The sequence below is a fragment of the Paraburkholderia sp. BL17N1 genome, from assembly GCF_003634175.1.
In the GTDB taxonomy this organism is placed as follows: Bacteria; Pseudomonadota; Gammaproteobacteria; order Burkholderiales; family Burkholderiaceae; genus Paraburkholderia.
In genome coordinates this window covers 1,860,717-1,887,689 of sequence record NZ_RBIW01000001.1, presented here as the reverse complement: position 1 = coordinate 1,887,689, position 26,973 = coordinate 1,860,717, and the positions used below count along the sequence as shown (strand labels likewise).

General features: G+C 62.4%; 21 protein-coding genes. 3 read left to right on the top strand and 18 right to left on the bottom strand.

From position 1 onward, the window contains the following. Nucleotides 1-32: 32 nt before the first annotated feature. From ftsZ to coq7, 16 genes are all read right to left on the bottom strand, one after another. On the bottom strand, nucleotides 33-1,229 hold the full coding sequence (gene ftsZ / locus B0G82_RS08425; protein WP_012434416.1) for a cell division protein FtsZ: 1,197 nt from the start codon (nucleotides 1,227-1,229) through the stop codon (nucleotides 33-35). A gap of 152 nt (nucleotides 1,230-1,381) precedes the next feature. Beyond that, nucleotides 1,382-2,614: a cell division protein FtsA gene (ftsA, locus tag B0G82_RS08420; RefSeq protein WP_007180311.1), complete on the bottom strand. Its 1,233-nt coding sequence runs from the start codon at nucleotides 2,612-2,614 to the stop codon at nucleotides 1,382-1,384. Nucleotides 2,615-2,641: 27 nt separating this feature from the next. Further along, on the bottom strand, nucleotides 2,642-3,394 hold the full coding sequence (locus tag B0G82_RS08415) for a cell division protein FtsQ/DivIB (RefSeq protein WP_106285166.1): 753 nt from the start codon (nucleotides 3,392-3,394) through the stop codon (nucleotides 2,642-2,644). Between the two features lie 24 nt (nucleotides 3,395-3,418). Continuing rightward, nucleotides 3,419-4,360: a D-alanine--D-alanine ligase gene (locus B0G82_RS08410; protein ID WP_121307133.1), complete on the bottom strand. Its 942-nt coding sequence runs from the start codon at nucleotides 4,358-4,360 to the stop codon at nucleotides 3,419-3,421. A gap of 1 nt (nucleotide 4,361) precedes the next feature. Then, nucleotides 4,362-5,765 (bottom strand): UDP-N-acetylmuramate--L-alanine ligase, encoded by a 1,404-nt coding sequence (murC, locus tag B0G82_RS08405; RefSeq protein WP_012434420.1) that lies wholly within the window; start codon nucleotides 5,763-5,765, stop codon nucleotides 4,362-4,364. Then, nucleotides 5,762-6,880, bottom strand: a complete 1,119-nt coding sequence (gene murG, locus B0G82_RS08400) for an undecaprenyldiphospho-muramoylpentapeptide beta-N-acetylglucosaminyltransferase (protein WP_121307132.1) — start codon at nucleotides 6,878-6,880, stop codon at nucleotides 5,762-5,764. The genes murC and murG overlap by 4 nt, the downstream gene beginning before the upstream one ends. Then, on the bottom strand, nucleotides 6,877-8,154 hold the full coding sequence (ftsW, locus tag B0G82_RS08395) for a putative lipid II flippase FtsW (RefSeq protein WP_116138942.1): 1,278 nt from the start codon (nucleotides 8,152-8,154) through the stop codon (nucleotides 6,877-6,879). Before ftsW ends, murG begins: the two co-directional genes overlap by 4 nt. Further along, nucleotides 8,151-9,665, bottom strand: coding sequence for a UDP-N-acetylmuramoyl-L-alanine--D-glutamate ligase (gene murD / locus B0G82_RS08390; RefSeq protein WP_116138940.1), 1,515 nt, complete (start codon nucleotides 9,663-9,665; stop codon nucleotides 8,151-8,153). Before murD ends, ftsW begins: the two co-directional genes overlap by 4 nt. Before the next feature lie 26 nt (nucleotides 9,666-9,691). Continuing rightward, on the bottom strand, nucleotides 9,692-10,861 hold the full coding sequence (mraY, locus tag B0G82_RS08385) for a phospho-N-acetylmuramoyl-pentapeptide-transferase (protein ID WP_095418165.1): 1,170 nt from the start codon (nucleotides 10,859-10,861) through the stop codon (nucleotides 9,692-9,694). Nucleotides 10,862-10,878: 17 nt separating this feature from the next. Beyond that, a complete protein-coding gene (gene murF, locus B0G82_RS08380) occupies nucleotides 10,879-12,291 on the bottom strand; it encodes a UDP-N-acetylmuramoyl-tripeptide--D-alanyl-D-alanine ligase (protein WP_121307131.1) in 1,413 nt (470 codons plus the stop codon). After that, nucleotides 12,288-13,835, bottom strand: coding sequence for a UDP-N-acetylmuramoyl-L-alanyl-D-glutamate--2,6-diaminopimelate ligase (locus B0G82_RS08375; RefSeq protein ID WP_121307130.1), 1,548 nt, complete (start codon nucleotides 13,833-13,835; stop codon nucleotides 12,288-12,290). Before B0G82_RS08375 ends, murF begins: the two co-directional genes overlap by 4 nt. After that, nucleotides 13,832-15,706, bottom strand: coding sequence for a penicillin-binding protein 2 (locus B0G82_RS08370; RefSeq protein WP_121307129.1), 1,875 nt, complete (start codon nucleotides 15,704-15,706; stop codon nucleotides 13,832-13,834). The genes B0G82_RS08375 and B0G82_RS08370 overlap by 4 nt, the downstream gene beginning before the upstream one ends. Next, nucleotides 15,703-16,053 (bottom strand): cell division protein FtsL, encoded by a 351-nt coding sequence (gene ftsL, locus B0G82_RS08365; RefSeq protein WP_106285157.1) that lies wholly within the window; start codon nucleotides 16,051-16,053, stop codon nucleotides 15,703-15,705. Before ftsL ends, B0G82_RS08370 begins: the two co-directional genes overlap by 4 nt. Beyond that, complete coding sequence (gene rsmH, locus B0G82_RS08360; RefSeq protein WP_106285156.1) at nucleotides 16,050-17,003, bottom strand: 16S rRNA (cytosine(1402)-N(4))-methyltransferase RsmH; 954 nt, start codon at nucleotides 17,001-17,003, stop codon at nucleotides 16,050-16,052. The genes ftsL and rsmH overlap by 4 nt, the downstream gene beginning before the upstream one ends. A gap of 15 nt (nucleotides 17,004-17,018) precedes the next feature. Continuing rightward, complete coding sequence (mraZ, locus tag B0G82_RS08355) at nucleotides 17,019-17,447, bottom strand: division/cell wall cluster transcriptional repressor MraZ (protein ID WP_012434430.1); 429 nt, start codon at nucleotides 17,445-17,447, stop codon at nucleotides 17,019-17,021. 410 nt (nucleotides 17,448-17,857) lie between these two features. Then, the gene (gene coq7, locus B0G82_RS08350) at nucleotides 17,858-18,496 is read right to left on the bottom strand and encodes a 2-polyprenyl-3-methyl-6-methoxy-1,4-benzoquinone monooxygenase (RefSeq protein WP_121307128.1); all 639 of its coding nucleotides are present in this window, start codon (nucleotides 18,494-18,496) and stop codon (nucleotides 17,858-17,860) included. A 303-nt stretch (nucleotides 18,497-18,799) separates the two neighbouring features. Here coq7 and B0G82_RS08345 point away from each other — a divergent pair, with 303 nt between their 5' ends. Continuing rightward, complete coding sequence (locus B0G82_RS08345) at nucleotides 18,800-19,969, top strand: porin (RefSeq protein ID WP_116138930.1); 1,170 nt, start codon at nucleotides 18,800-18,802, stop codon at nucleotides 19,967-19,969. A 212-nt stretch (nucleotides 19,970-20,181) separates the two neighbouring features. Here B0G82_RS08345 and B0G82_RS08340 read toward each other — a convergent pair whose 3' ends face one another. Further along, nucleotides 20,182-21,855, bottom strand: a complete 1,674-nt coding sequence (locus tag B0G82_RS08340; protein ID WP_116138928.1) for a long-chain fatty acid--CoA ligase — start codon at nucleotides 21,853-21,855, stop codon at nucleotides 20,182-20,184. Nucleotides 21,856-22,001: 146 nt separating this feature from the next. Continuing rightward, entirely contained in the window at nucleotides 22,002-24,080 is a 2,079-nt protein-coding gene (locus B0G82_RS08335; protein WP_121307127.1) for a molybdopterin oxidoreductase family protein, read from the bottom strand. Between the two features lie 187 nt (nucleotides 24,081-24,267). On the opposite strand from B0G82_RS08335, the gene B0G82_RS08330 reads away from it, so the two are divergent. Together B0G82_RS08330 and B0G82_RS08325 are read left to right on the top strand one after the other, a co-directional pair. Beyond that, complete coding sequence (locus B0G82_RS08330) at nucleotides 24,268-25,464, top strand: M20 aminoacylase family protein (protein ID WP_116138924.1); 1,197 nt, start codon at nucleotides 24,268-24,270, stop codon at nucleotides 25,462-25,464. Between the two features lie 234 nt (nucleotides 25,465-25,698). Continuing rightward, on the top strand, nucleotides 25,699-26,967 hold the full coding sequence (locus B0G82_RS08325; RefSeq protein ID WP_206751610.1) for an IS256 family transposase: 1,269 nt from the start codon (nucleotides 25,699-25,701) through the stop codon (nucleotides 26,965-26,967). Nucleotides 26,968-26,973 lie beyond the last annotated feature (6 nt).

Here is a 26,973-nt window from a genome sequence, read left to right as displayed (position 1 = left end):
AGCAGCGCCGCAACGAAAGCCTGCCCGTGCGCTCAGTCCGCCTGCTTGCGCAGGAATGCCGGAATATCGTACGTGTCGACGCCCTTTTCCTGCAGCGCCTGCACATGCGAAGCGGCCGTATCGCGCGACGTGCGCCACACTGCCGGCGTATCCAGCGCGCCGTAATCGGCGGTGCTGGCGTGCGACGACTGCGGTGCGTAAGCCGCGTGTGCACTGATCGGCTGGTTGTCGGTGCCGGTGCGCAGCAGCGTCATCGGTGCCGATTGCTGCTTCTTGGCCGCACGGCCCAGACCCGTTGCCACGACCGTCACGCGCAGCGCGTCGCCCATTGCATCGTCGTACACCGCGCCGAAAATCACGGTCGCGTCTTCTGCCGCGTAGCTCTTGATCGTGTTCATCACTTCGCGCGTTTCCGACAGACGCAGCGAACGGCTCGACGTGATGTTCACCAGCACGCCACGCGCGCCCGACAGATCCACGCCTTCCAGCAGCGGGCTCGCCACAGCCTGCTCAGCAGCGAGACGCGCGCGATCGACGCCGGCAACCGTCGCCGTGCCCATCATCGCCTTGCCCTGCTCGCCCATCACCGTCTTCACGTCTTCGAAGTCGACGTTCACCAGACCGTCGACGTTGATGATTTCCGCGATGCCGGCAACTGCGTTGTTCAGAACGTCGTCTGCGCACTGGAAGCACTTGTCCATCTCGGCGTCATCGCCCATCACCTCGAACAGCTTGTCGTTCAGAACGACGATCAGCGAGTCGACGTGATCCTCCAGTTGCTGCGAACCGGCTTCTGCCACGCGCATCCGCTTGCCGCCTTCGAATTCGAACGGCTTGCTGACCACGCCAACGGTCAAGATACCCATTTCTTTAGCGATCTGCGCGACCACGGGTGCTGCGCCCGTGCCCGTGCCGCCGCCCATGCCGGCCGTGATGAAGACCATGTGCGCGCCGCGCAGTGCGTCGGCGATGCGCTCACGTGCTTCTTCCGCTGCGGCGCGGCCCATTTCCGGCTTGGCGCCGGCGCCCAGACCCGTGTTGCCGAGCTGGATCACCGCGGTGGCGCGCGAACGCGACAAAGCCTGCGCGTCCGTGTTCATCACGATGAAGTCGACGCCTTGCACGCCTTTGTTGATCATGTGCTGAACAGCATTGCCGCCAGCGCCACCTACTCCGACCACCTTGATGATGGTGCCGTTCGTTTCGGTTTCCAGCATTTGGAAATCCATGATGCCTCCGTCAAGATAAAAATTTACAGCCACTTCGGCCGTTATTCGGCAGGAGATCGGGCAACCCCCTGTCGCGCGCCGGCCGCCGGCACCAGCGCGTATTTTGAAAACCCGTTCGACAACCCGTTCTGTGCAGCGGTGCTACGAATGCTTTAGAAATTGCCGAGGAACCAGTCCTTCATGCGCGTGAACACCTGTCCCATCGAGCCCGACTGCACGGCCACCTTGCGGCCGCGCATGCGTTGCGAGCGTCCTTCGACGAGCAGGCCCATCGCCGTCGAATAGCGCGGATTGCGCACTACGTCAGCCAGACCGCCCGCGTATTCCGGCACGCCGATACGCACCGGCTTCAGGAAGATGTCTTCACCCAGTTCGACCATGCCGAGCATCATCGACGCGCCGCCGGTCAGCACCACGCCGGAGCTCAGCAGTTCCTCGTAACCCGACTCGCGCACCACCTGCTGCACGAGCGAAAACAGTTCTTCGACGCGCGGCTCGACCACCGCCGCCAGCGCCTGGCGCGACAGCGTGCGCGGACCGCGCTCGCCGAGACCCGGCACTTCGATCATTTCGTCCGGATCGGCCAGCGCCTGCTTGGCGATGCCGTAATCCACCTTGATGTCTTCCGCGTCCGGCGTCGGCGTGCGCAGCGCCATCGCGATGTCGCTCGTGATCTGGTCGCCGGCGATCGGAATCACAGCCGTATGACGGATCGCGCCTTCGCTGAAAATCGCAATATCAGTCGTGCCACCGCCGATATCGACCAGCACCACGCCGAGTTCTTTTTCGTCTTCCGTCAGCACCGCCAGCGACGACGCCAGCGGCTGCAAGATCAGATCGTTCACTTCGAGCCCGCAACGGCGCACGCACTTGACGATGTTTTGCGCCGCGCTCACCGCGCCGGTGACGATATGCACCTTCACTTCCAGGCGAATGCCGCTCATGCCGATCGGCTCGCGCACATCTTCCTGACCGTCGATGATGAATTCCTGCGTCAGGATATGCAGCACTTGCTGATCGGTCGGGATGTTGATCGCCTTCGCCGTTTCGATCACGCGCGCCACATCGGTCTGCGTGACTTCCTTCTCCTTGATCGCCACCATGCCGCTGGAATTGAAGCTGCGGATATGGCTGCCGGCAATCCCGGTAAATACGTTGGTGATCTTGCAGTCGGCCATCAGTTCGGCTTCTTCGAGCGCGCGCTGAATGGACTGCACGGTGGCCTCGATATTCACCACCACGCCTTTCTTGAGCCCCTTTGATTCGCTCTGGCCGAGGCCGATCACCTCGTAGTGACCTTCGCCCTTCAACTCGGCGACGATGGCCACGACCTTCGACGTCCCAATGTCGAGGGCGACCAGCAGATCTTTATAGTCTTTACTCATAGCGTGCTCATTGCGTGTGATGTCCGTTTACTTCTTGCCCTTGTCGGGTTCGGTGATAAAGCGCATCCCTGCCGCGCGAATCGCGAAACCGTTCGGATAGCGCAAGTCCGCATACTCGATATCCTTTCCCCAACGTTGCGTCACCGCGCTCCACGCCGCGCTCAGACGTTTGCTCCGATCGAGCAGCGTGTCCTGATTGCGTTCGCGCCCAAGTTCCACCTGCGTGCCGTTCGAGAGCTTCACCGTCCACGCGTAGCGCGGCGACAGCGTCACTTCTTCAGGCGTCGCGCCCAACGGCGCAAACCATTTCTGGAAGTCGTGATACCGCGCGACCACCTCTTTTGCCGTACCGTCCGGACCGTCGAACGCGGGCAGATCTTCTTCGAGCTCGCCCTGGTTCGCGGTGAACAGCTCGCCGTCGACGCTCACCAACTGATCGCTGCCCCACGTTCCCAGCGGTTTGTACTCTTCCAGCGTGACAGCTAGTGCATTCGGCCAGACGCGCCGCACGCTCGCATGACGCACCCACGGCATCTGCTCGAATGCCTGGCGTGCCACGTCGAGATCCACCGTAAAAAAATTGCCCTTCAAGCGCCCAACCACACCCGCGCGCACCGTCGGCGAATTGATGTGCTCGGTATCGCCGTCGATCTGGATTTCGCGCAGCGCGAAATTCGGGCGCTGGATCAGCCAGTAACCGCCTGCCGCCAGCAGCACGAGCACCAGCAACACATGCAATGTGTTGGCGGCAAAATTGAGCTGGCGAACGTTGTTCCACATGGTGTTGCTTTCGGGTCGCCCCGGTTAGTCCTGCAGCGTCAGCGCCAACACGCCGACAACCAGTTCCTGATAGCTGATGCCCACCGCACGCGCCGCTTTCGGCGGCAGCGAGTGATCGGTCATGCCAGGCGCCGTGTTCACTTCGAGGAAATACGGGTTGCCGTCGGCGTCGAGCATGAAATCCGCGCGGCCCCAGTCGGTGCAGCCGAGCACGTCGAAGGCACGGCGCGCCAGCACTTTCAGGCGCGCTTCCTCGTCTGCCGCCAGACCGCACGGGATCAGATACTGCGTGTCGTTCGCGATGTACTTCGCGTGATAGTCGTAGAACTCGCCGGCCGGCACGATGCGAATCACCGGCAAATCCAGATTGCCGGCTATGCACGCGGTGTATTCGCCGCCGCCTTCAATACTCTTTTCGACCACGACGATCTTGTCGTACTTGACCGCTTCGATCAGCGCGGCGGGCAGCGCGTCGGCGCTCTTCACCTTGATCACCGCGACGCTCGAGCCTTCGCTCGCCGGCTTCACGAAAAGCGGCAAGCCGAGCTTCGCGACGATCTCTTTCGAGCGCGCTTCGTAGTCGTCGCCGCGCAGCACGGCTTCGAACGGCGGCGTCGGAATGCCGAGTTGCTGCCACACGAGCTTGGTGCGGAACTTGTCCAGACCGAGCGCCGAGCCGAGCACGCCGCTACCCGTGTACTTGATGCCGTAAAAGTCGAGCGCGCCTTGAATCTGGCCGTTCTCGCCGTAACCGCCATGCAGCGCGTTGAACGCGCGCACAAAACCTTCTTCCTTCAATGCGGCGAGCGGACGCTCGGCCGGATCGAACGGATGTGCGTCCACGCCGGCGTCGCGCAGCCCTTGCAGCACGAGGCGGCCGGAATTGAGCGAGACCTCGCGCTCGGCGGAATTACCACCGAGCAGTACTGCCACTTTGCCGAATTGTTTGGGGTCGATACTGCTCATCTCACACCTTCGTTTCCTGCGCGAGGCGACCCGGCACACCACCGATCGAACCCGCGCCCATCGTGATCACCACATCGCCGTCGCGCACCACTGCTGAGAGCGCGTCCGGCACTTCATCCACCGTATCGACAAAGACCGGCTCGACCTTGCCCGCCACACGCAGCGCACGCGCCAACGCACGGCCGTCCGCGGCGACGATCGGCGACTCGCCGGCCGAATAGACTTCGGTCAGCACGAGCGCGTCGACGGTGGACAGCACTTTCACAAAATCCTCGAAGCAATCACGCGTGCGCGTGAAGCGGTGCGGCTGGAACGCCAGTACCAGACGGCGGCCCGGAAATGCGCCGCGCGCCGCCGCCACAGTGGCCGCCATTTCGACCGGGTGATGACCGTAGTCATCCACCAGCGTGTACGCGCCGCTCGCTTTGCCTTCGCTGACGACCGGCACTTCGCCGTAACGCTGGAAGCGTCGGCCCACGCCGTTGAAATCCGCCAGCGCTCGCTGGATATCGGCATCTTTCACTTCAAGTTCAGTCGCGATTGCAATTGCGGCCAAAGCATTCTGTACGTTGTGCTCGCCCGGCAGGTTCAAGACGATGTCGATCGGCGCCGCGTCTTCGCGCATGGCCGTGAAATGCATCTTGCCGTCATGCGCTTTTACGTTGACCGCGCGCACCTGCGCGTCCGGCGCGAAGCCGTAGCGAATGATCGGCTTCGACACGAACGGCAGGATCTCCTTCACATTCGGATCGTCCACACACAACACCGCGATGCCATAGAACGGCAGCCGGTGTGTGAATTCGATGAACGCCTGCTTGAGCCGCGCGAAGTCGTGGCCATAGGTGTCCATGTGATCCGCGTCGATGTTCGTGATGACTTCGATCACCGGAAACAGATTCAGGAACGATGCATCCGACTCGTCGGCTTCCGCGACGATGAAGTCGCCCGTGCCGAGGCGCGCATTCGCGCCCGCGCTGATAAGACGGCCGCCGATCACGAAAGTCGGATCGAGACCGCCTGCCGCGAGCACGCTCGCCACCAGCGAGGTGGTCGTGGTCTTGCCGTGCGTACCGGCAATCGCGATGCCCTGCTTCAGGCGCATCAGTTCCGCGAGCATCACCGCGCGCGGCACGATCGGAATGCGGCGATGACGCGCGGCCAGCACTTCCGGGTTGTCGCTGCGCACCGCGGTGGAAACGACCACCGCGTTCGCGCCTTCGATGTTCTCCGCCGCGTGGCCGATCGCGATCCGCGCGCCGAGTGCGGCGAGGCGATCGGTGATCGCGTTGCTCGTGAGATCCGAGCCGCTCACCTGATAGCCGAGGTTGACCAGCACCTCCGCGATGCCGCTCATGCCGACACCACCGATGCCGACAAAGTGAATGTGTTTGACGATGTGTTTCATTGCTTTCCTTCTGGGCTCGCGCCCGAAATCGAACCCGCCACGGTCGCGCAAATCTGCGCGACCTGTTCCGTGGCGTCGGGTTTCGCGAGCGAGCGCGAACGCTCCGCCATCTCCGCGAGGGTTGCTCGCGTCTGGCTGCGCAACCAGTCAGCGAGGGTTTCCGCCGACAGATCGCGTTGCTGCACGACCAGCGCCGCGCCGTTGTCGGCGAGGAACGCTGCATTAGTGGTTTGGTGATCGTCTACTGCATACGGGAACGGCACGAAGAACGCCGCCACGCCTACTGCTGAAATCTCGGACACCGTCATTGCGCCGGACCGGCAAATCACCAGGTCGGCTTTCGCGTAGGCGCTCGTCATGTCGTCGATGAACGGCACGAGTTCGACATCGGCGCCTGCTTGCAGACCTGCTGCCGCGTAGTTTTCGCGCAGCGCTTCAATATGCTTCGCGCCCGCCTGATGCACGATGCGCGGCCGTTCGTCCGGCGCGAGCAAGGCCACCGCGCGCGGCACGACTTCATTCAACGCCGCGGCGCCCAGACTGCCGCCCACGACGAGCACATTCAACGGACCGCTGCGTTGCGCGTAGCGTGCTTTGGGTGCAATCGCGCGCGCAAGTTCCTCACGAATCGGATTTCCCGTCCATTCGCCGTGCGGCAGTGCATTCGGAAACGCAACCAGCACACGTTTAGCGACTTTCGCGAGCACCTTGTTCGCGAGACCGGCAATCGAATTCTGTTCATGCAGCACCAGCGGACGGCCGCTCAACGCGGTCATCAAACCGGCCGGAAACGTGATGTAACCGCCCATGCCGAGCACGACATCCGGCTTCACGCGACGCAGCACGGAGAGACTTTGCGTGCAGGCACGCAGCAGATTCAGCGGCAGCATCAGCTTGGGTTTCAGACCCTTGCCGCGCACGCCGCCGAAGCGCACGTATTCCATCGGGATGCCGTGCTTCGGCACCAGCGTCGCTTCCATGCCCGCAGGATTGCCGAGCCATACGACCTTCCAGCCCCACGCCTGCATCAGATGCGCGACCGCGAGCCCCGGGAACACGTGTCCCCCGGTGCCGCCGGCCATCACCATCAGCGTGCGTTGCGGCAGAGCGGTCATACCTTCCCTCCGCGCATGAGCACCCGGTTCTCGTAGTCCACACGCATCAACACGGCAACAGCAACGCAGTTCAGCACAATGCCCGAACCGCCATAACTGACTAGCGGCAACGTGAGACCCTTCGTCGGCAGCAAGCCGAGGTTCACGCCCATGTTGATGAAGGTCTGCGCGCCAAACCAGATGCCGATACCTTTCGCGACCAGGCCCGCGAACGTGCGGTCGAGTGCGAGCGCCTGACGGCCGATCTCGAACGAGCGGCGCACGATCCAGTAGAACATCAGGATCACGACCAGCACGCCGACAAAACCCAGTTCCTCGCCGATCACCGCGAGGATGAAGTCGGTATGCGCTTCCGGCAGATAGTTGAGTTTCTCGACGCTGCCGCCAAGACCCACGCCGAACCACTCGCCGCGACCGAACGCGATCAGCGAGTGCGTCAATTGATAAGCCTTGCCCTGTGCATAGCGGTCGTCCCACGGATCGAGGTACGCGAAAATCCGCTCACGACGCCACGGCGACGCCCACACCAGCAAACTGAACGTGCCGACCGCGGTCGCCACCAGGCCGCCGAACAGCTTGCCGTTCACGCCGCCGAGAAACAGCACGCCCATTGCAATCGCCGCGATCACCATGAACGCGCCCATGTCCGGTTCGAGCAGCAGCAATGCGCCGACGAGACCCACGGCGACCGCCATCGGCAAAAAGCCTTTGGCGAAGCTGTGCATGTATTCCTGTTTGCGCACCGTGTAGTTCGCGGCGTAAATCGTCACCGCGAGCTTCATGATTTCCGACGGCTGCATGTTCGTGATGCCGAGTGGAATCCAGCGGCGCGCGCCGTTCACGCCCTTGCCGACGTGCGGGATCAGCACGATCACCAGCGCGAACAGCGAGATCAGAAACAGCTTTGGCGCGTACTTGTCCCATGTCGCGATCGGAATGCGGAACGACACGATGCCGATCACCGAGCCCATCACCACGAAGATGATCTGGCGCACGAGGAACGCGTAATCGCGGTACGACGCGTACTTCGGCGAATCGGGCATGGCGATCGACGCCGAATACACCATCACCACGCCGAGACCGAGCAGCGCGACGACCACCCACAGCAGCGAGTGATCGTAGTCGAGCATGCGCGAGCGCAGCGGACGCACGCCGTTGACGGCGCTCGCAAGACCGCTGCCGCCCGTGCGGCCACCGACGCGAGCCGCGCCGCCCGAACCACCCGCGTCGCCGCCAGCGGCCTGGCGCGAACCGAAACGTTCCGACCAGCTCATATCATCGTCCCCCGTTCGGCCGCGATGTCTTCTACCGTGCTGCGGAATACCGCGGCGCGGTGCGCGTAACCCTTGAACATGTCGAAGCTCGCGCAAGCGGGCGAGAGCAGTACGGCATCGCCCGGCTCAGCGAGCGCGGTCGCGGCGCGCGTCGCTTCTTCGAGCGTCGCGTGATCCGTCATGGCGATACCGGTTTCTTCCAGCGCCGCGCGAATCTGCGGCGCGTCGCGGCCGATCAGCATCACGGCGCGGCACCAGCGCGTGACCGGCGCGGCAAGCGGTTCGAAATCCTGACCCTTGCCGTCGCCGCCGGCGATCAGCACGATGCGCTGGGCGAGCCCGTCGAGCGCGGCAACCGTCGCGCCGACGTTGGTGCCCTTGCTGTCGTCCACATAGTCGACACCGTCGATCGACGCGATTAATTCCACGCGATGCGGCTCGCCGCGATATTCGCGCAGACCGTGCAACAGCGGCGCGCCCGGCAGGCCGACCGCGCGTGCGAGTGCATAGGCGGCGAGCGCGTTGGCGGCGTTGTGCAGGCCACGAATGCGCAAGGCGTCCGCGGGCATCAGGCGTTTGAGCGCGATGTTCGGCGGCGTGACCACTTCGTTCTTGCGACGGCGCTTCGGCACCGGTTCGTCGCTCGCGTCGCGATCGTGCGCCTCTACGAGCCAGATCATGCCGTTGTCGCGCAGCAGACCGTAGTCGCCGTCGTTCTTCGGCTCGGTGACGCCGAACGTGACCATCTCGGCTTCGCTATCTTCCGCGGGCGCGAGCTTCATGACACGCGAGTCGTCGCGATTCAGCACGCGCACAGTCTGCGCACCGAAGATGCGGCCCTTCGCGGCGGCGTATGCGTCCAAACCGCCATGCCAGTCCAGATGATCCTGCGTGATGTTCAACACGACCGCCGCATCCGGCGAGAACGTGTGCGCCGTTTCCAACTGGAAGCTCGACAGTTCCAGCACCCACACGTCGGGCAACGCGGTGTTGTCGATCGCTTCAGCGAGTTTGTCGAGCAGCGACGGGCTGATGTTGCCCGCCACCGCGACCTTTTTGCCGGCGCGCTCGCACAGCAGGCCGGTCAAGCTCGTCGTCGTGGTCTTGCCGTTGGTGCCCGTAATCGCGATCACCTTCGGCGCATAGCCGCTTTCGCCAAGCGACTTCAGCGCTTGCGAGAACAGTTCGAGTTCGCCCCACACGGGGATACCCTGCTCGCGCGCAGCTTCGATCAGCGGCAACAGATCGGCGGCAAACGGCGACAGGCCGGGGCTGATGGCGACGAGTTCGACACCTTCGAGCAGCACCGGCGAAAACGGGCCGCCGACGAATGCGGCGTCGACGCCATGCGCTTCCAGCGCGGGCAGGTTCGGCGGTACTTCACGCGTGTCGGCCACTCGCAGCCGACAGCCGTGCCGCGCGCACCAGCGCGCCATTGCAAGACCGGATTCACCCAGTCCCAGCACGAGCACCATCGGCTTTTGCCGATCCCGAAACTTCTCGCCGAACATCGCCTGCTTCCTTAAGGACCTGCTGCTTAACGCAGTTTGAGCGTGGACAAACCAAAGAGACACAACATCAACGTGATGATCCAGAAGCGCACGACCACTTGCGTTTCCTTCCAACCCGACAATTCAAAATGGTGATGCAGCGGCGCCATCTTGAAGAGACGCCGCCCTTCGCCGAAGCGGCGCTTGGTGAATTTGAACCACGTCACTTGCAACATCACGGAGAGCGTTTCCGCGACAAAAATGCCGCCCATGATGAAGAGCACGATTTCCTGGCGCACGATCACCGCCACCGTGCCGAGCGCACCACCGAGCGCGAGCGCGCCGACGTCGCCCATGAACATTTGTGCCGGGTGCGTGTTGAACCAGAGAAACGCGAGCCCTGCCCCGCCCATTGCCGAACAGAAGATCAGCAGTTCGCCCGCGCCGGCGATATGCGGAAACAGCAGGTATTTCGAGTAAACCGAGCTGCCCATCACGTAAGCGAACACACCGAGCGATGCGCCGACCAGCACGACCGGCATGATCACGAGACCGTCGAGGCCGTCAGTGAGGTTGACCGCGTTGCTCGCGCCGACGATCACCAGATACGTCAGCACGATGAAGCCCCACACGCCGAGCGGATAGCTGATCGATTTGACGAACGGCAGCATCAGGTCGGCACGCGCCGGCAAGCCCATCGAGAGGCCGCTGCGCACCCACGCCATGAACAGGTCGAACACGCGCACATTGCTCGCTTCCGACACGCTGAAAGCCAGATAGACCGCCGCGAACAGACCAATTACCGACTGCCAGAAATACTTTTCGCGCGACGACATGCCGCGCGGATCCTTGTAGACCACCTTGCGGTAATCGTCGACCCAGCCGATCACGCCGAAACCGAACGTGACGAGCATCACGATCCAGATGAAGCGATTGGTCAGATCGGCCCACAACAACGTCGCCACGGCGATGCCGAGCAGAATCAGCACGCCGCCCATGGTCGGCGTGCCGGATTTGACGAGGTGAGTTTGCGGGCCATCTTTACGAACAGCCTGACCGACCTTCATGGCGGTCAGCTTGCGAATCACCGCCGGGCCGCAGACGAGCCCGATCAGCAGCGCGGTGATGGTCGCCATCACCGCACGGAAAGTCAGATAACTGAACACGCGCAAGAAGCTTGCGTCATTCTGCAGCCATTGCGCCAGCGCCAGTAGCATGCTTCGGTCCTTCTATTTCAATGTGCGGCGGGCGTACTGCCCGCTGCGTTGGGTTGTGGACTCGTTACGGCGTCCACCACGCGCTCCATCTGCATGAAGCGCGAGCCTTTCACGAGAAGCGTTGCGCCAGGACCGAAACCGGCCTGCTGCAATTGCGCGACCAGCGTGCCGATGTCGGCGACGTGATGCGCGTTCGCGCCATACGCGGTGCAGGCGTCGCGCGAGGCGTCGCCCATTGCGTACAGCGCGTCGATACCGCGTTCCTTGGCGTAAGCGCCGATTTCGCGGTGAAACGCCGGACCGTTGTCGCCGACTTCGCCCATGTCGCCCATCACCAGCACGCGCGGCGCGGCGCGCGAGGCGAGCACGTCGATCGCGGCGCGCATCGAATCGGGGTTGGCGTTGTAGGTGTCGTCGATGACGGTGGCGCCGGCGAGCGAGCCGAGTACGGCCTGCTTAACCTGCAAGCGGCCCTTCACGGCGCCGAACGATTCGAGGCCGCGCTTGATCGCGTCGAGCGACACGCCCGCAGCCAACGCTGCCGACGTTGCGGCCAAGGCGTTGTGCGCGTTGTGGTCGCCCAGCACTTTCAGCGTGACTTCGACCTGGCCTTCCGGCGTATCGATGCTCAGGACGTTGCCGGCGAACGTGCCTTTTACTGCGGCTTCGGTGATGCGCTCGGCGGAGTTCAGTGCGAAGTCCATGATGCGATTGCCGGTTGCGGCCACGCGCCAGATGCTCGCGTAGGCGTCGTCCGCAGGGAACACCGCGACGCCTTCCGGCGAGAGCGCGTGAATCACGCTTGCGTGTTCGAGCGCGACCGCTTCGACCGTCGCCATGAATTCCTGATGCTCGCGCTGCGCGTTGTTCACCACGGCGACCGTCGGCTCAGCGATCTTCGCGAGCTCCGAGGTTTCGCCCGGATGATTCATGCCCAGTTCGACCACTGCCAGTTGGTGCGCTGCGTGCAGGCGGAACAGCGTGAGCGGCAAGCCGATGTCGTTGTTGAAGTTGCCCGCGGTCGCGAGACGCGCGTCGGCGCCGACTGCGGCGGCGAAGATCGCCGCGATCATTTCCTTGACCGTGGTCTTGCCGTTGCTGCCCGTCACCGCGACGAGCGGCGTGCTGAACTGGCGGCGCCAGCCGCGTGCGAGCGCGCCGAGTGCGATGCGCGTGTCGGTGACTTTGAGCGCCGGCACAGTCCAGTCTTGCGGCGTGCGCGTGACGAGAACAGCGCTCACGTTGCGCGCGGCGACGTCCGGCAGAAAGTCGTGGGCGTCGAAGCGATCGCCCTTGATCGCGACGAACAGATCGCCGGGGCCCGCGCTGCGGCTGTCGGTCGCGACGCGTTCGAAGGTAACGCCCTCGTCACCCAGCACGGTTGCGCCCGAGATCAGCGCGGCAGCTTCACGCAGAGAGAACATGTTCATTCGCCACCTCCGCGTGCGTGCGTCGCGCGCGCGGCTAGCGCGAGGCGAGCGTGGTCCTGATCCGAGAAAGCGCGTTTCTTGCCCATGATTTCCTGTGTTGCTTCGTGCCCCTTGCCGGCCAGCACGATGACGTCCTCGCGCGCGGCGCTGCGGATCGCTTGCAGAATCGCGCTCGCGCGGTCCTCGATACGCCGCGCTTTCGACGCGTCTTTCATGCCCGCCGCGATCTGCTCGATGATGGCTTGCGGATCTTCGCTGCGCGGGTTGTCGCTGGTGACCACGACGCCGTCGGCGATTTTCTCGGCGATCGCGCCCATCAGCGGACGCTTGGTGGCGTCGCGGTCACCGCCGCAGCCGAACATGCAGATCAGTTCGCCGCCGCGCGCGGTCGCCATCGGGCGCAACGCTTCGAGTGTTTTTTCCAGCGCGTCCGGCGTGTGCGCGTAGTCGATCACGACGAGCGGTTCGTCGTTCTGCAAGCGGCCACCGAGCCGCTGCATGCGGCCGTTCACCGACTCGAGCTTTGCAAGTTCGGCCACGGCGGCGTCGAATGGGACGTCGGCGGCGAGCAGTGCGCCCAGCACGCCGAGCAGATTGCTGACGTTGAACGCGCCGAGCGTCTGCACTTCCACTTCGGCATCGCCCCAATCGGAAGTAGTCAGATGGAACGCGGTGCCTGTGGCCGTAGCGCGCACGTTCGAAGCGAGCAGAAGCGCGTCGGCTTGCGGCGCGTCTTGCAGCGTTTCGTCCAGCCCGTAGGCGATGGTGCGTGCATGGCCTTGCGTGCTCGCGAGCAAACGGCGGCCGGCTGCATCGTCGCGATTGATCACGGCCGCGCGCAGTTCCGGCCAGGCGAACAGACGCGCTTTAGCGGCTTCGTAGGCTTCGAACGTATGGTGATAGTCGAGATGGTCCTGCGTGAGATTCGTGAACACGGCGATGTCGAACGCCGTGCCGTTCACGCGCCCCTGATGCAACGCGTGCGACGACACTTCCATGGCCACCGCCTGCGCGCCCGCGTCGCGCAACTGCGCGAGACTGCGCTGCAATTGCGGCGCGTCGGGCGTGGTAAAGCCGGTGTGCACCAGGTGGCCCGGCAAGCCGGTGCCGAGCGTGCCGATGATCGCGCAGCGCGTGCCGAGCGCCGTCAGCGCCGCCGAGATCCACTGGCTGCACGAGGTCTTGCCGTTCGTGCCGGTAACGCCGACCGTGAGCATGCTGTCGCTCGGATCGTTGTACCAGCCGCTCGCAATCGAACCCGCGAGCTCGTTCAATGCCGGCACGGCCAGCGTGTTCGACGGATCGATCGCGCCGTTGAAGCCTTCGGGCTGAACCAGCACGGCGGCAGCGCCACGTTCGATCGCGCCGTCGACGAACGGGCGGTTGTCCGCGCCATCCACGGCATAGGCGAAAAACGCGTCGCCGGGTGCGAGCGAGCGCGTGTCGGCGTGCAGATGCGCGCCTGGCTGCACGTGAGCATGCAGCCAGGCGAGGGCGTCGGCGATCTGCCGCTGTGCGGGATGCTTCTTCCGCAACATGCTCATCGCACGACTCCCGGATGGCTTTTCGCGTTCGCGGAAATCGTCAACTTCTTCGCGCCGGCGCTGGTGGAGAGCTTCTTGGCCGTGGCTGGCGTGGCTGGCGTGGCTGGCGCGGTCGGTGCAGCCGGTGCCGAATCGTCCGACACCACCATTTGCTTGACCGGCATGTCCGGCGGCACATTCAAGGAGCGCAGCGTGTCGCCGACGATGCTCGAGAACACCGGACCCGACACCTGACCGCCGAAGTGGCTGCCCGCCGTCGGTTCGTCGACGGAGACGGCCACGACGATGCGCGGGTTCGGCATCGGCGCCATACCGACGAACGAAGCGCGATATTTCGAGTGGTCGTAGCCGTGCGCGCCGTGCTTGTACGCCGTGCCGCTCTTGCCGCCGACGCGATAGCCCGGCACCGCCGCATCCGGCGAGGTGCCGCCCGGCGCCGTGACGGTTTCGAGCATGGCGCGTACTTGACGTGCGGTAGTAGGCGCGAAAATCTGCGGGCCGGTGGCCGGCTGATCGCCAGGCGTGCGGAAAATCGACACCGGCATGATCTCGCCGTCGTGCGCGATTGCCGTATAAGCGCGGCCCAACTGGAACAGCGACACCGACAGACCGTAACCGTACGACATGGTGGCCTGCTCGATGCGGCGCCAGCTCTTCCACGGACGCAGACGGCCGGCCGCCGCGCCCGGGAAACCGACCTTCGGCGCCTGACCGAGACCGATGCTGGTGTACATGTTCCACATCTCTTCGGGCTTGAGCTGCATGGCGATCTTCGTCGCGCCGATGTTGCTCGACTTCTGGATCACGCCGCCCACCGTCAGCACGCCGAACGCGCTGTCGTCGGTAATCGGCGCGCCGTCGAGCACGAAACGGCCGCCGCCTGTATCAACCAGTGTAGTCGGCGTGACGCGGTGCAGATCGAGCGCGAGCGAAACCGTGAACGGCTTCATGATCGAGCCGGGCTCGAACGTGTCGGTCAGGATGCGGTTGCGCAGCTGATCGCCGGTCAGGTGTGAACGGTCGTTCGGGTTGTAGGTCGGGTAATTGACGAGCGCCAGCACTTCGCCGGTGCGCACGTCGATCACCATGGCCGCGCCGGCCTTGGCCTTGAATTTCTCGACGGCCGCCTTCAGGTTCGTGTAGGCGATGTACTGAATCTTGCTGTCGATCGAGAGATCCACGTCCTGGCCGTTGTGCGGCACGACCTGCTCGTCCACGTCTTCGATGATGTGGCCCATGCGGTCCTTGATCACGCGGCGGCTGCCCGACATGCCGGCGAGCAGCTTCTGGTCGCCGAGCTCGACGCCTTCCTGGCCTTCGTCTTCCACATTGGTGAAGCCGATCAGGTGGGCCGTGATCTCGCCTTCGGGATAGAAGCGCTTGTACTCGTCGCGCGCGTAAATGCCCGGGATCTCCAGCGCGGCGACTTTAGCGGCGACATCCACCGGCACCTGGCGCTTGACGTAAACAAAGGTCTTGTCTTCCGAGAGCTTGGCGCGCAGTTCCTTATTAGTCATGCCGAGCAGTTTGCCGAGCGACGTGAGCTTGTCCGCGCCAAGGTCGTCCGGCACCGATTCGGGAATCGCCCAGATCGCGCGCACCGGCAGACTCGTGGCCAGCACGAGACCATTGCGGTCGAGAATCTTGCCGCGCGTGGCCGGCAGTTCGAGCCGGCGCTGATAGCGGATTTCACCCTGCTTCTGATAGAACGCGTTGCCCGGGCCCTGGATCCAGAAGGCGCGCGCGGTCAGCGCGACGAACGCCATGAACAGCAGGAACACGACGAGTTTCGAGCGCCACATCGGCAGGCGCACCGACAGGATCGGATTGGCCGAGAAAGCCACGCTCTTGCGAGTCGACGATTTTTTCATCGCACGCCTCCGCGACGGGTCGGTGCCGGCGCCGATGCCGGGCCGGAAGTCGGAATCGGTGCGTCTTCGGCTTTCGCCGCGCCCGGATCGAGCGTCAGGTACTGGGTGCGGCCGGTGGCGACCGATTGCATCTTCAGGGAATCGGTGGCGATAGTCTCGATGCGCGACGTTTTCGACAGCGCGCTCTGCTGATATTGAAGTTGCGAATAATCCTGCTGCAGTTGACGCTCCTGCGATTGAGCGCGCTGCAACTGGATAAAGATCTGGCGCTGCTGATTGGTAGCATTGACGACGGACAGAGCGCAGCCCATCACGATGATCAGCAGGAAGATGTTGAGACGATTCATGGTGCGATCCGCTCCGCCACGCGCATCACGGCAGAACGGGCGCGCGGATTCGCGGCGACTTCAGCGTCGCTTGCGAATACGCGGCCGATGATTTTGAGCGGAGGGCTCGGCAGATCGACTGCGCGAATCGGCAGACGGCGATCCACCGTCGGCGTACTCGCGTGCGCCTGCATGAATCGCTTGACGATCCGGTCCTCGAGCGAATGAAAGCTGATGACCACCAGCCGCCCCCCTTGCTCCAACAGCGACAACGCTGCTTCTAAAACGACTTGCAGCTCCGCAAGCTCTTGATTGATGTGAATCCGTATAGCTTGAAAGGTGCGGGTTGCCGGATCCTTGCCCTTCTCACGGGTTTTGACGACGTTAGCCACGATTTGGGCAAGCTCGCCCGTGCTGACGAGAGGCCCAAGACGGTCGGACTCTGCCCGGCGAGCAACAAGCGCCTTTGCAATCTGAAAAGCAAACCGTTCTTCCCCATAATCTCGTATCACCTCCGTCAATTCCTGCACCGTGGCCCGCGCGAGCCAATCAGCCGCCGATTCGCCGCGCGTCGGGTCCATCCGCATGTCGAGCGGGCCGTCGGCGCGGAAGCTGAAGCCCCGCTCCGGATCGTCGACTTGCGGCGACGACACGCCCAGATCCAATAAAACGCCCGACACCCGTCCTACGCCGCGCTCCGCAATCGCGGTGCGCAGTGAAGCAAAACTCTCGTGCACGATGCCGAAGCGCGGATCCGCAATCTGCTGCGCCGTGGCGATGGCGAGCGGGTCTTTGTCGAAAGCGATCAGACGCCCCGACTCAGCCAGCTTTTCCAGCACCAGGCGGCTATGCCCTCCGCGCCCGAACGTGCCGTCCACATACACGCCGTCTGCGCGCGTAACCAGCGCCTGGACCGCTTCTTCCAGCAGCACCGTGCGATGCTGCAATTCGTTTCCCATCGCAGGTGCCATATATGTAAACCGCGATCAGAACGTGAAATCTTTTAACGCGTCGGGCATGCCCTCGGCCATTGCCGCCTGTTCCTTCGCGGCGTATGTTTGTGCATCCCACAACTCGAAGTGACGACCCATGCCAAGCAAGGTCACTTCTTTTTCCAATCCACCAGCCGTGCGCAATTCCGGCGATACGAGCACGCGCCCTGCGCCGTCCATTTCAACGTCCATTGCATTGCCGAGAAAAATGCGCTTCCACCAGGTCGCGTTCATAGGCAGCTTGTCGACCTTGTCGCGGAAAATTTCCCACTCCGGGCGCGGAAAGAGCAACAGGCAGCCGTCCGGGTGCTTGGTGATCGTCACCCGGCCCTCTGCCTGTGTCTGCAGCGCATCCCGATATCGAGAGGGAATAGACATCCGCCCTTTCGCATCGAGCGTCAGCGCCGACGCCCCTTGGAACACTTCGCTCTCCCCATTTGGCGCATTGGCGCGCCAGCTGCCCGACCCATGAAAATCTACCCGAAACCGCTTGTGAGATCACACAAAAATACACTTTCTCACACTGTCTCCCACTTTAGAGGAACGCTAAACGGGGGTCAAGGGAGATACGTGCTTTTCCAGCGAATTTTGTTTGTTAGAACAAGGACTTAGCGCGACTCCTTCACGTCGCGCATAAAACGGAAAACCGTTATAAATGAACGAGCTAGTGCAGCTTGTGAAGGTGATACGTGAAAAGTGCTGGGGAAAGGCGCGGAATGAAAGAGATCGTTAAGCGGGATCGGCAAACGTGGGATGGCGTTTCTGGGTGCTTCAGGCGAACGGCGCGAGGCGCCGTCCCACTTTCGAGATGTACGTGAACAGTTGGCTTTGACTTATATGTAATACGCGGTGCGCGTCATGACTTTCGACACGGCGCGCATCAGCGCGCGCGCGGGCAACGGTAGCTCCATGCCGCCGGCTTCCATCGCCGCCTTGCCGTGTTCCGCTTCGTCCGCGCGCATCTGCTCGACGATTGCACGCGACTCGTGATCGGCTGCCGGCAGTTCGTTCAGATGGCCGTCGAGATGCAGTTCCACCTGACGCTCGGTTTCGGCCATGAAGCCGAGGCTGACGCGGTCGCCCATGCGCCCAGCCGCGAGTCCGATTGCGAGCGCGCCTGTATACCAGAGTGGGTTCAGCAGGCTGGGGCGCGAGTCGAGCGCTTCGAGACGCTTGGAAGTCCACGCGAGATGATCTTCTTCCTCGATCGCGGCGCGATTGAACACAGCCCGCAAAGACGGCGATCTGGTCGCGAGTTTCTGAGCCTGGTAGAGCGCCTGCGCGCAGACCTCCCCGACGTGATTCACGCGCATCAAGCCGGCCGCGTGCGCACGCTCGGCCGGTGAAAGTTCGACCGCCGGTTCGGTCACCGCGGATTCTTGCGGCACCGGCAACGGACGACTCATCCGCGACACGCCGGTCATTGAGCGTAAACCCCGATCAAACTCGCTAATCAACTCGTCCAGAAACATTCAGCACTCCCTCATTCGACAACCGCCTTACCGATCCGCCAGGTCGGCTCGACAAGGCTTTGCGGTGCAAAACCGGCTTCGCAAAAACCTTCAAACCGCATGAATCGGGCGGCCAATTTCTGATTTTAGACCATGTTGCGTAAACGAAACAGGAGCCTTCGCGCCCCGCTCCTTTTTCTTTGTGCCATGTATGCCTTTTGTTACATTACGTGCAACTTCTCGCGAAGTTGGACATGCAAGGCCTCAACGCTAGATAAATATTCTGCCTTGTACAAAAGATTCGTAATCCTTGGAGATCATTCGATGAAAAAGTCGCTTCTCGCTCTCGCAGCACTGGGCGCATTCGCAGGCGTCGCACATGCTCAGAGCAGCGTGACCCTGTACGGTATCATTGACGAAGGCTTCAACATCAACACCAACTCGGGTGGCAAGCACCTGTACAACCTGTCCAGCGGCGTCATGCAAGGCTCGCGTTTCGGCCTGCGCGGCACGGAAGATCTGGGCGGCGGTCTGAAGGCAATCTTCGTGTTGGAAAACGGCTTTGACGTGAACAACGGCAAGCTGGGTCAAGGCGGCCTGATGTTCGGTCGTCAAGCTTACGTTGGCCTGTCGAGCCAGTTCGGTACGGTCACGCTGGGTCGTCAGTACGACTCCGTCGTCGACTACGTCGGTCCGCTGGAAGCCGGCGACCAATGGGGCGGCTACATCGCTGCTCACCCGGGCGACATCGACAACTTCAACAACGCGTACCGCACCAACAACACGGTCAAGTACACGAGCGCTGATTACGGCGGCCTGAAGTTCGGCGGCACGTACAGCTTCGGCGGCGTTGCCGGCAACGTCACGTCGAACCAGATCTGGTCGTTGGGCGCTGGCTACAACAACGGTCCGTTGGTCTTGGGCGTTGGCTATTTGAACGCACGCAGCCCGGCAGCTTCGGGCGGCCTGTTCAACAACGGCGGTACGGCTGCAACACCGGCCGCGGCTGTGACGTCGCCGGTGTACGCTGGCTTCTCGTCGGCTAACACGTATCAAGTGATCGGTGCAGGCGGCGCTTACACGTTCGGCGCAGCAACTATCGGTGCGACGTACTCGAACATCCGCTTCGGCAACCTGGGCGCTTCGTTCGCATCGCCGTTCAAGGGCCAGTCGGCTACGTTCAACAATGCAGAACTGAACTTCAAGTATCAGTTGACCCCGGCATTGCTGGTCGGCGCAGCGTATGACTACACGCGCGGCGCGGAAATCAACGGCAACTCGCGTGCTCAATACCACCAAGGCTCGCTCGGCGTGGATTACTTCCTGTCCAAGCGCACGGACGTGTACGTGATTGGCGTGTACCAACACGCTCTGGGCGATACGATCAACGCAGCGGGTGCTACGGTCAACGCAACGGCAGGCATCAACGGCCTGTCGGGCTCGTCGAACCAGAATCAACTCGCGGCTCGCGTCGGTATCCGCCACAAGTTCTAATAAGTCGTAAAAAAGCAGTCTGCCTCAAAGGCGCCTTCGGGCGCCTTTTTTTATGGCGCGCGCTGCCAACTGGTTTCGCGATGCGATTGCCATGCGAAAGAAAAGGCCCGGCAGACTTGCGTCTGCCGGGCCTTTTTCGCTTACTCGCCGCTTCTTGTCACCTTCTTGTCAGCTTCTTGCCGGCTTCGTGCCCGATCAGTGTGCGATTCCGTCTACGCGCGTCCGTCGCGCAACTCACGGCGCAGAATCTTGCCAACATTGCTCTTCGGTAGTTCAGTGCGGAACTCGACGATCTTAGGGCGCTTGTAGCCGGTCAACTGCTGCTTGCAGTACGCGAAGATGTCGGCATCAGTGAGCGCCTGATCCTTTTTCACGACAAACAGTTTCACTGCTTCGCCCGAATGCTGATCCGGCACGCCCACCGCGGCGACTTCGAACACGCCCGGCAGTTTGGCGACCACGTCTTCGATTTCATTCGGATAGACGTTGAAACCGGACACCAGAATCATGTCCTTCTTACGGTCGACGATCTTCACGAAGCCGCCGTCGTTCATCAGGCCGACATCGCCCGATTTGAAGAAGCCGTCCGGCGTCATCACCTTCGCGGTTTCGTCGGGCCGGTTCCAGTAACCCGCCATGACCTGCGGGCCGCGGATGCAGATTTCGCCAGGCTGGCCGAGCGGCACTTCGTTGCCCTCGTCGTCACGAATCGAGATTTCCGTCGACGGCAGCGGCAGACCGATCGTTCCGCTGTATTCGGTGACCGTGACCGGATTGCAGGTCACGCACGGCGACGTCTCCGACAAACCGTAGCCTTCGATAATCGGCGTATGAGTCTCTTCGTACCAGCGCTTGGCGACGGCTTCTTGCACCGCCATACCGCCGCCATTCGCGGCGATCAGCTTCGAAAAATCGAGCTTATGGAAATCCGGGCTATTCAACAACGCGTTGTAGAGCGTGTTGACGGCGGGAATCGTCGTGATCGGATAGCCTTCGAGCGCCTTGATCATGCCTGGAATGTCGCGCGGATTCGGAATGAGTACGCCGAGGCCGCCGGTGCGGATCGTCAACAGACCGCACACGGTCAGCGCGAACACGTGGTACAGCGGCAACGCTACGACGGTGACGAACTGACCGATATCCGTGCGATTCGCGCGAACCGGATCGAGCCAGATCTCCGACTGCAGCACATTGGCAATCAGGTTCCGATGCAGCAGGGTCGCGCCCTTGGCCACGCCTGTCGTGCCGCCCGTGTACTGGAGAAACGCGACATCGTCAGGGCCCTGCTGGACCGCTTTGAAATTCTGGCGCGCGCCTTCCGCGATGGCGGTGTTGAACTTGACGTGGCCCGGCAGACTCCAGGCCGGCACCATCTTCTTCATCTTGCGCACGACGAAGTTCACCAGCGTGCCCTTGATCCCCATCAGGTCGCCCATCGCGGCCACCACGATGTGCTTGATCGACGTGTTGCGCACGATCGCCTGCAGTGTGACCGCAAAATTCTCAAGCAGAATGATCGCTTCCGCGCCGCTGTCCTTGAGCTGATGCTCGAGCTCGCGAGGCGTATAGAGCGGGTTTACGTTCACGACCACATAGCCCGCGCGCAAGATAGCTGCAATGGCCACCGGATATTGCAGCACGTTGGGCATCATGATCGCGATGCGCGCGCCGCGGGCCAGGCCCTTCGACTGAAACCATGCGGCGAGTTTGCGCGAAAGCGCGTCGAGCTCGCCGTAGCTGATCTCCTTACCCATGCAGACGAACGCCGGTTTGGCGCGATGCTCGCGGAAGGCTTCTTCGAGCAGTTCTCCCACCGACGAATAGCGGCTCGGGTCGATCTCTGCGGGAACGCCGGGCGGATAAGATTTCAGCCAGATTTTGTCCATGCAGCGTCTCCTCCTTTATTTTCGAATGGTCGTGCTAAAAACGCATCGTAGCATGGGCACCTCGGTGCTATTCGCGAAAAGCGGCCTGGTTAGACTGCAGCCTCGAACCCGTGCGGGACGCGCGCTGCGGGGTGACTGAGCGGGTTTCAGAGGCGTTCGACTTCGACCAGGCAGTCGTAGAACGTCGCCGAGCCGCCCAGATCGGTGAGCGCCTGGCTGGTGAGTTGATTGGCATTGCGACCGTCGGGCGCGAGCTTTTTCCACCAGATCGACAGGCCGACCACGAGCCCTTTACGGGCTTTATCCGTGACGCGCACGCACGCCTGCATGGAACCGCGATCGTTAAAGATCCGCACCCGAGCGCCATCGACGATCTCCCGCGATTGGGCGTCGGCCGAATGCATGTCGAGGTGCGGCTCGCCCTCCGTCGAACGCAGACTTTCGACGTTCACGAAGGTGCTGTTCAGGAAGTTGCGGGCCGGCGGCGAGATCATCGCAAGCGGGTAGCGGGCGGCTAGCTCCGGTGCGCCGTCGGCGGATTCGTAGGGCGGCAGATAGTCCGGGAGCGGGTCGAGCCCCTGCTGCGCGAGCCGTTCACTATAGAACTCACATTTGCCGGACGGCGTTCGGAAGCCTCCTTCTGCGAAAGGTGCATCGGGCAGGTTCAGCCGGGCCCAGCCGGTTTGCTTCAACGTCTCCCAATCCACGCCTTCGAGCGTTTTGTCCTGCCAGCGGAACGCGTTTTTGGCGACCGTCTCGTCGCTTTCGAATAGCGCCGGCTCGCTTAACCCCATGTGACGCGCGAAGCCGCGGAAAATCTCCGTGTTCGGGAGTGCGCCGCCAACCGGAGCGATTGCCGGCAAGTTGACCATCACGTGCGTGTGGCCGTATGACTTATGGACATCGAAGTGTTCGAGTTGAGTCGTTGCGGGCAGGAGCAGATCGGCGTAGTCGGCGGTGTCGGTCTGGAAATGCTCCAGCACGATGGTGAAGAGATCCTCACGCGCGAAACCCGCTGCCACTCGCTCGGAATCCGGCGCGACGGCCACCGGATTCGAGTTGTAGACGACGATCACTTCGACTTTAGGGCCGAACGCGGCGTCGCCCTTGTGCAGCAACGCATCGCCGATTGTATTCATATTGATGACGCGGCTGACCTTGGACGGCCAGCCCGGCATCAGGTCCGGACGCTGCAATGCATGCGAGTCGACCGGCGCCCAACCGCCCGAAGACAGCAGCACGCCACCCGCTCTTTCGCGCCACGCGCCCGTCAACGACGGCAGGCAGGCGATAGCGCGCACGGCATTGCCGCCGCCACGCACGCGCTGCAGACCATAATTCATGCGGATCGCGGCCTTTTTAGTACCACCGTAAAGTCGCGCAAGATCGATGATAACGTGTTCATCAACGTCGCAAATTCCAGCAGCACGCGAGGGCGGGTAATTCAGCGCGCGGGCCTTCAGTTCATCAAAGCCTAATGTGTGGGCCTCAATGTAAGCGTGATCGAGCAGATTTTCCGCGATCAACACGTTCATCATGCCGAGCGCCAAGGCACCATCGGTGCCGGGTTTCAGGGCGATATGCTGATGGCACTTTTCGGCGGTCAGCGAGCGGTAAGGATCGATCGCGATCAGCTGTGCGCCGCGGCGTTTGGCCTGTTGAGCGCGGGTCCAGAAATGCAGGCTCGATGCGATGGGGTTGGCCCCCCAGATGAGGATGACCTCGCTCTCGTCGAAAAACTCGGTGAGCATGCCAAGGCTCGCGCCATAGGTGTACTTCAAACCGGCGGCGCCGGCGGACGCGCAGATCGTCCGGTCCAGTTGCGATGCGCCGAGCTTGTGAAAGAATCGTTGCGCGATGCTGTCGCCCTGGACCAAACCCATCGTGCCGGCATAGCTGTAGGGGACAATCGCTTCTGGCGCGCGACGCGCAATCTCCGAGAGACGGCCTGCCGCGAGCTGGAACGCCTCATCCCAACTGATCGGCTCAAAGCGGCCCTCGCCTTTACGGCCGACACGCTTCATCGGCGTCGTCAATCTTCGCGGATGATGCACGCGCTCAGCATAGCGACTGACCTTGGCGCACAGCGCGCCTTGCGTCGGCGGATGTTCGGGATCAGCGACGACCTTGATCGCACGTCCAGCCGCGACCGTCACTCGCATCGCGCAGGTGTCGGGGCAGTCGTGCGGGCATACGGCGCGGGCGAGTTCGGTCGGAGCATTCATCGGCGATCCTTTCAAGAAGGCGGTGAGCGGTGTAGCAATGCCGGATTCTATTACGGCAATTGCTGCGTGGCCTGCGCGCTGCCGCCAAAAAGGCCTTGGGCGTAGAATCGGTTATTACCGTGCCCGGGCCGGTGTGGCCCCGAGCGATTCCACGCAAGCCAAAGCACAGAAGCGTTACCACTCCATCATGAAACTTATCCCCGAAATCCAAGCCGCTCACGGCGAAATTCAGACCCTCCGACGAACGATCCATGCTCATCCGGAACTGCGTTACGAAGAAACGGCGACGGCCGATCTGGTGGCGCGAACGCTCGAGTCCTGGGGCATCGAAACTCATCGAGGGTTGGGCAAGACCGGCGTCGTCGGTGTGCTGAAACGAGGCAATGGTTCACGCTCCATTGGTCTGCGGGCCGATATGGATGCGTTGCCGATACAGGAACTGAACAGCTTCGACCATCGGTCGAAAAACGACGGCAAGATGCACGCGTGCGGCCACGACGGACATACCGCGATGCTGCTCGGCGCCGCGCGGCACCTGGTCAAACATGGCGAATTCGACGGCACAATCGTGTTCATTTTCCAGCCTGCCGAAGAAGGCGGCGCAGGTGCGCAGGCCATGATCGACGACGGCCTATTCGCGAAATTTCCGGTCGACGCCGTATTCGGTATTCATAACTGGCCGGGCATGCCGGCGGGGCACTTCGGCGTGACCGAAGGTCCAATCATGGCATCGAGCAACGAATTTCACATTGAAATCAAAGGCGTGGGCTCGCACGCCGCGCTGCCGCACAACGGCCGCGATCCCGTCTTCACTGCCGTCCAGATTGCGAATGGATTGCAGAGCATCATCACGCGGAACAAGAAGCCGCTCGACACCGCCGTGCTGTCGATCACGCAGATTCACGCCGGCGACGCGGTCAACGTCGTCCCGAACAATGCGTGGATCGCAGGCACCGTACGGACGTTTACGACCGAGACGCTAGATCTGATCGAAGCGCGCATGCGCAAGATCGCGGAGAGCACGGCCGAGGCCTACGATTGCTCGGTCGATATTCGTTTTCACCGAAACTACCCGCCGACGATCAACAGCAGCGAGGAGGCTCGCTTTGCAGCGACGGTGATGAAGGAAATTGTCGGTGCAGATAAAGTCGACGACGCGGTCGAACCAACGATGGGGGCGGAGGACTTCTCTTTCATGTTGCTCGCCAAACCGGGCTGTTACGCGTTCCTGGGTAATGGCGATGGCGGGCACCGAGATTCGGGCCATGGCGCGGGTCCGTGCATGCTGCATAACGCAAGCTATGACTTTAACGACGAGTTGCTGCCGATCGGGTCGACGTACTGGGTACGGCTGGCACAGCGGTTTCTGGCGCAGGGCAAATAGAATATTTTCGAGGGGGTTGGCGGCGGTGAATGGTGACCTTGCCCCCGTTTGGCGAATCCCATAACCGAGGATGTTATGCGGCCTTGCCTTGCTGTGCTGCGAACCAGTTCTGCTCGAAAGTCATTGGGCTAACGTAGTTGAGCGTCGAGTGTAACCGGCGTGCATTGTAAAAGCCCGAGCCTGTCAGATTTTCTGTGTGCCGAGGTCATGAGACGATAACGGAAATAACGTCCTATGACCGAAGCAACCGTGACAAAGAAGAACAGGAACCCGAAGGCACCGAAGCTGTTTCCCGACGAGTTGATCGACCAATTGCTTGCCCAGGTGCAGGGCAAGGATGCTGAGTCGGTCCTGGGCGAATCAGGTCTGGCCGGCCAGCTCAAGAAACGGCTGGCCGAGCGCATGCTCGCGGCCGAGTTGAGCCACCATCTGGAAGCCGAGACCGGGCAAGGCAAGTCCGGCAACCACCGCAACGGCACCAGCCCCAAGACGGTCATCACGCCCAATGGCGAACTGAATCTGGACATTCCGCGTGACCGGCAGGCGACATTCGAGCCGCAGTTGGTGGGCAAGTATCAGCGCCGGCTGCCGGGCTTTGACGATCACGTCATCAGCATGTACGCGCGCGGCATGAGCGTGCGCGAGATTCAGGGCCATTTGCTGGAGCTATATGGCCTACAGGTGTCGCCCGATCTGATTTCGACCGTCACCGACGAGGTGCTGGCCGAAGTCGAACAGTGGCAGCAACGCCCGCTCGAGGCGATGTATCCGATCGTGTATTTCGACGCACTTCGACTGAAGATCCGCGACGAAGGCACGGTCAGGAACAAGGCGGTGTACCTCGCGCTGGGCATTCGGGCCGACGGGCGCAAGGAAGTGCTGGGTTTGTGGATCGAGCAAACCGAAGGCGCCAAGTTCTGGCTGAAGGTTTTCAACGAGTTGAAGAATCGCGGTTTGCACGACATCCTGATTGCGGTGGTCGACGGCCTGCGTGGGTTCCCGGAGGCCATCGAGGCGGTGTTTCCGGCCGCGCAGATCCAGACCTGCATCGTGCATCTGATCCGTAATTCGCTGAATCTGGCGAGCTGGAAGGACCGTAAGCCGTTGGCTGCGGCGCTCAAGCCGATCTATCAGGCCGCCACCGCCGAAGCCGCTGAGGCGGCGCTGCAAGCCTTCTCGCAAAGCGAATGGGGCAAGAAATTCCCAACGGTCGCCGCGATGTGGCAGCGCCAATGGGAACAGGTCATTCCGTTCTTCGCCTATCCGCCGGAAGTACGCAGAATCATATACACGACAAATGCGATCGAAAGCATGCACATGCAGCTTCGCAAGATCGTCAAGAACCGCGGTCACTTCCCAAGCGACGAAGCCGCCAGCAAATTGCTATACCTGGCCTTGCGCAACATCGAAAAGGACTGGAAGATGCCACCTATCACCTGGCGGCAAGCAGTCAATCAGTTCGCCATTCTGTTCGGCGAGCGGTTCACCAGCGCCATCAACTGAGATTTC

Coding starts and splice junctions, on each gene's coding strand:
- rsmH (WP_106285156.1), bottom strand. CDS start 17,003: ATGGCACCTGCGATGGGAAACGAATTGCAGCATCGCACGGTGCTGCTG.
- ftsW (WP_116138942.1), bottom strand. CDS start 8,154: ATGAGCTGGTCGGAACGTTTCGGTTCGCGCCAGGCCGCTGGCGGCGAC.
- B0G82_RS08340 (WP_116138928.1), bottom strand. CDS start 21,855: ATGGACAAAATCTGGCTGAAATCTTATCCGCCCGGCGTTCCCGCAGAG.
- murC (WP_012434420.1), bottom strand. CDS start 5,765: ATGAAACACATCGTCAAACACATTCACTTTGTCGGCATCGGTGGTGTC.
- B0G82_RS08335 (WP_121307127.1), bottom strand. CDS start 24,080: ATGAATGCTCCGACCGAACTCGCCCGCGCCGTATGCCCGCACGACTGC.
- murD (WP_116138940.1), bottom strand. CDS start 9,665: ATGTTCGGCGAGAAGTTTCGGGATCGGCAAAAGCCGATGGTGCTCGTG.
- B0G82_RS08330 (WP_116138924.1), top strand. CDS start 24,268: ATGAAACTTATCCCCGAAATCCAAGCCGCTCACGGCGAAATTCAGACC.
- murF (WP_121307131.1), bottom strand. CDS start 12,291: ATGAACATGTTCTCTCTGCGTGAAGCTGCCGCGCTGATCTCGGGCGCA.
- ftsA (WP_007180311.1), bottom strand. CDS start 2,614: ATGAGTAAAGACTATAAAGATCTGCTGGTCGCCCTCGACATTGGGACG.
- B0G82_RS08375 (WP_121307130.1), bottom strand. CDS start 13,835: ATGAGCATGTTGCGGAAGAAGCATCCCGCACAGCGGCAGATCGCCGAC.
- B0G82_RS08415 (WP_106285166.1), bottom strand. CDS start 3,394: ATGTGGAACAACGTTCGCCAGCTCAATTTTGCCGCCAACACATTGCAT.
- ftsL (WP_106285157.1), bottom strand. CDS start 16,053: ATGAATCGTCTCAACATCTTCCTGCTGATCATCGTGATGGGCTGCGCT.
- B0G82_RS08325 (WP_206751610.1), top strand. CDS start 25,699: ATGACCGAAGCAACCGTGACAAAGAAGAACAGGAACCCGAAGGCACCG.
- ftsZ (WP_012434416.1), bottom strand. CDS start 1,229: ATGGATTTCCAAATGCTGGAAACCGAAACGAACGGCACCATCATCAAG.
- B0G82_RS08370 (WP_121307129.1), bottom strand. CDS start 15,706: ATGAAAAAATCGTCGACTCGCAAGAGCGTGGCTTTCTCGGCCAATCCG.
- B0G82_RS08410 (WP_121307133.1), bottom strand. CDS start 4,360: ATGAGCAGTATCGACCCCAAACAATTCGGCAAAGTGGCAGTACTGCTC.
- mraY (WP_095418165.1), bottom strand. CDS start 10,861: ATGCTACTGGCGCTGGCGCAATGGCTGCAGAATGACGCAAGCTTCTTG.
- coq7 (WP_121307128.1), bottom strand. CDS start 18,496: ATGTTTCTGGACGAGTTGATTAGCGAGTTTGATCGGGGTTTACGCTCA.
- murG (WP_121307132.1), bottom strand. CDS start 6,880: ATGACCGCTCTGCCGCAACGCACGCTGATGGTGATGGCCGGCGGCACC.
- B0G82_RS08345 (WP_116138930.1), top strand. CDS start 18,800: ATGAAAAAGTCGCTTCTCGCTCTCGCAGCACTGGGCGCATTCGCAGGC.